The sequence below is a fragment of the Roseicyclus sp. genome (genome assembly GCF_052168335.1).
GTDB lineage: Bacteria > Pseudomonadota > Alphaproteobacteria > Rhodobacterales > Rhodobacteraceae > Roseibacterium.
Map to the genome: position 1 here is coordinate 1 of NZ_JBQLZP010000218.1, position 2906 is coordinate 2906.

Genomic DNA, 2906 nt, shown 5'->3' on the forward strand with positions numbered 1-2906 from the left:
ATGGCGTGGCCGTAGAGGCCGTTCGGGCCGAGGAGCCCGTGCGCCTCGTAGGTGTCGAGGTAGTCGCGCGCCCCGGGGTAGAGGCTGCGGACCCAGGCGATCTCGTCGGTCTGCTCGGAGAGGTGGGTCTGCATGAGGCAGTCCGGGTGCTCGGCCCAGAGCGCGCCAAGGGCGTCGAGCTGCGCCTCGGTCGAGGTGGGCGAGAAGCGCGGGGTGATCACGTAGGAGAGACGGCCGCGCCCGTGCCAGCGTGCGAGGAGCGCCGCGCTGTCGTCGTAGGCCGCCTGCGCGCTGTCGCGCAGGCCCGGCGGGGCGGTGTCGCGGTCCATGCAGGTCTTGCCGGCGAGAACGCGCATCCCCCGCGCCTCGGCGGCCGCGAAGAGCGCGTCGACGCTTTGCGGATGGATCGTGCAGTAGCTGCAGACGGTGGTGGTTCCGTGGGCGAGGAGGAGGTCGAGATGGCGGCCCGCGACCTCGGCGGCATAGGCGGGGTCGGCGAAGCGCATCTCCTCGGGGAAGGTGTAGTCGTTCAGCCAGTCGATGAGCCGCTTGCCCCAGGAGGCGATGATCGCGGTCTGCGGGTAATGGGCGTGCGCGTCGACGAAGCCCGGCAGGATCAGGTGGGCGCCGTGGTCCTCGACCGGAAGCGCGGGGTGCGCGGCGCGGAGCCTGTCGGCGGGGCCGACGGCGGCGATGATCCCGTCGCGCACATGGACCGCGCCCCGCCGCTCGTGGCGGGCCGCGTCGGGCCCCGCGAGGCGCGGGTCGGCGTCGAGGCTCAGGGTCTGGCCGAGGATCAGGCGCTCGGTCATGGTCGGTCACTCCTGCCGGCGGAGACAATTCCGTCTCCGGCTTCATAGCCGCCGCGGCCGGGCTATGTTAGGGCAAAACCGGGCGAAGCGCGGGGCCGGGGAGCGGGCATGAACGACCAGTTGGAAGATATCCGCGAGGCCGTGGCGGAAGAGACGCGCGAGGGCTACGAGCTCGACGAAACGCTGCGGGGCGCGCTGCGGGCCGCGGTCGAGGCGGGCGACGTTCCGGCCATCGACGCGCTGATGGAGCCGCTCCATCCCGCCGACATCGCCGACCTTCTCGAGCAGGTCTCGGCGGCCGAGCGCGCGGCCTGGCTCGCGCTCTGGTCGGACGGGATCGACGGCGAGGTGATCTCGGAGCTCGACTGGGGCCTTCGGGAGGAGGTGATCGCGCTCCTGCCGCCGGAGCAGGTGGTGAAGGCCGTCCGCGAGCTCGATTCGGACGATCTCGTGGACATCCTAGAGGATCTCGAGGACGACCAGGCCGCCGCCATCCTCGAGGCGCTCGACGACCGTGACCGGACGGCGGTGGAGCAGGCGCTGGCCTATCCGGAGGAGACGGCGGGCCGCCTGATGCAGCGCGAGGTGGTGCATGCCCCCGAGCACTGGAACGTCGGCGAGATGATCGACTACCTGCGCGCCCACAAGGCCGATCTGCCCGAGCAGTTCTACCACGTGATCCTGACCGACCCGCGGCTGAAGCCCACCGGCTACGTGACGCTCGGCCGGCTCCTGTCGACGGCGCGGCGGACGCCGATGCGCGAGATCGTGGAGGAGAGCTTCCGCGTGATCCCGGCGACGCAGGACCAGGACGAGGTCGCCTATGCCTTCAACCAGTACCACCTGATCTCGGCCCCCGTGGTGGACGAGGACGGGCGGCTCGTGGGGGTCATCACCATCGACGACGCGATGAACGTGCTCGACGAGGTGAACGCCGAGGACCTCCTGCGTCTCGCGGGGGTGGGCGAGGAATCGAGCATTTCCGACCGGGTGCTCGAGACGACGCGGCAGCGGCTCCCGTGGCTGGCCGTGAACCTCGTGACCGCGATCCTCGCCTCGCTGGTGATCGCGCAGTTCGAGGAGGCCATCGCGCAGGTCGTGGCGCTGGCGGTGCTGATGCCGATCGTGGCCTCGATGGGCGGCAATGCGGGGACGCAGTCGCTGACGGTGGCGGTGCGGGCGCTGGCGACGAAGGACCTGACGAGCTCGAACCTGTTGCGCGTCGTCACCCGGGAGGCGGGGGTGGGCCTCATCAACGGGGTCGTCTTCGCCGTCGTGATGGGCATCGTGGGGATCGTCTGGTTCGGCTCGCCCATGCTCGGGGCGGTGATCGCGGCGGCGATGGTGATCAACCTGCTGGTGGCGGGGCTCGCCGGCATCCTGATCCCCGTCGTGCTCGACCGGATGGGGGTGGACCCGGCGCTCGCCTCGGGGGCCTTCGTGACGACGGTTACGGACGTGGTCGGCTTCTTCGCCTTCCTCGGTCTCGCGGTGCTGGTCCTGCTCTGAGGCGCGTCAGCCGGGAATGTCGAGCGTGACGGTCCGGCCGTTGCGGACGTATTGCAGCGTCGTCTCGCCGATGGCGGCGACGCGACCGCCATCGAGGCGGTCGCCCACGCCGACGCGCACGAAGCGGCCGGAGGGCAGGCGGATCAGGGCGCGGCGGTCCGACGGGGTGCCGGTCACGCCGATGAGGTTGATGTCGCGCAGGCGCAACTCGTTGCGCTGCGTGGCGGCGCGGGCGACGTCGGCGCTGGGCGGGATCGAGGGGCCGGGGGCGACGGCGGCGGCCTCGACGACGGTGGCGGGCTCTTCGGGCTCGGAGCGGACGGCGCTGGCGACGATGGCGTCCATGTTGCCCGGCCGCGTCGGGGGGACGAGCGAGCTGGCCACGGCGAAGCGGGTCGCGTCGGGAACCTCGCGGGCGGCCAGCGCGGCGGCCTCGGCATCGGCCTGACCGGCGGCCCGCACGAAGAGCGACGCCCCGGCGGCGCCCTGCGATGCGGTCAGCGCGCGGGGCTGCGGCGCGAGCGAGGCGCGCGCGGTTTCCGGCTCGGGGTTCGGCAGGGCGGGGGCCTCCCCCCCGCCGCGGTC

2 protein-coding genes and 1 pseudogene are annotated in these 2906 nt (G+C 72.4%); 1 reads left to right on the forward strand and 2 read right to left on the reverse strand.

Translation table 11 applies throughout. The features are described from left to right. Window positions 1-812, reverse strand: an 812-nt coding sequence (locus ACTS11_RS06740; RefSeq protein ID WP_442639564.1) for a guanine deaminase, incomplete at its 3' end; no start/stop codon positions are given. A gap of 108 nt (window positions 813-920) precedes the next feature. Between ACTS11_RS06740 and mgtE the strand changes: the two genes are divergently transcribed. Continuing rightward, on the forward strand, window positions 921-2321 hold the full coding sequence (gene mgtE, locus ACTS11_RS06745) for a magnesium transporter (protein ID WP_442639565.1): 1401 nt from the start codon (window positions 921-923) through the stop codon (window positions 2319-2321). A gap of 6 nt (window positions 2322-2327) precedes the next feature. Here the strand turns inward: mgtE and ACTS11_RS06750 are convergent. Next, a pseudogene (locus ACTS11_RS06750) lies at window positions 2328-2906 on the reverse strand (hypothetical protein); the annotation flags it as partial.

Bases quoted from the DNA above. Each gene is read 5' to 3' on its own strand.
- mgtE (WP_442639565.1), top strand. From the start codon at position 921: ATGAACGACCAGTTGGAAGATATCCGCGAGGCCGTGGCGGAAGAGACG.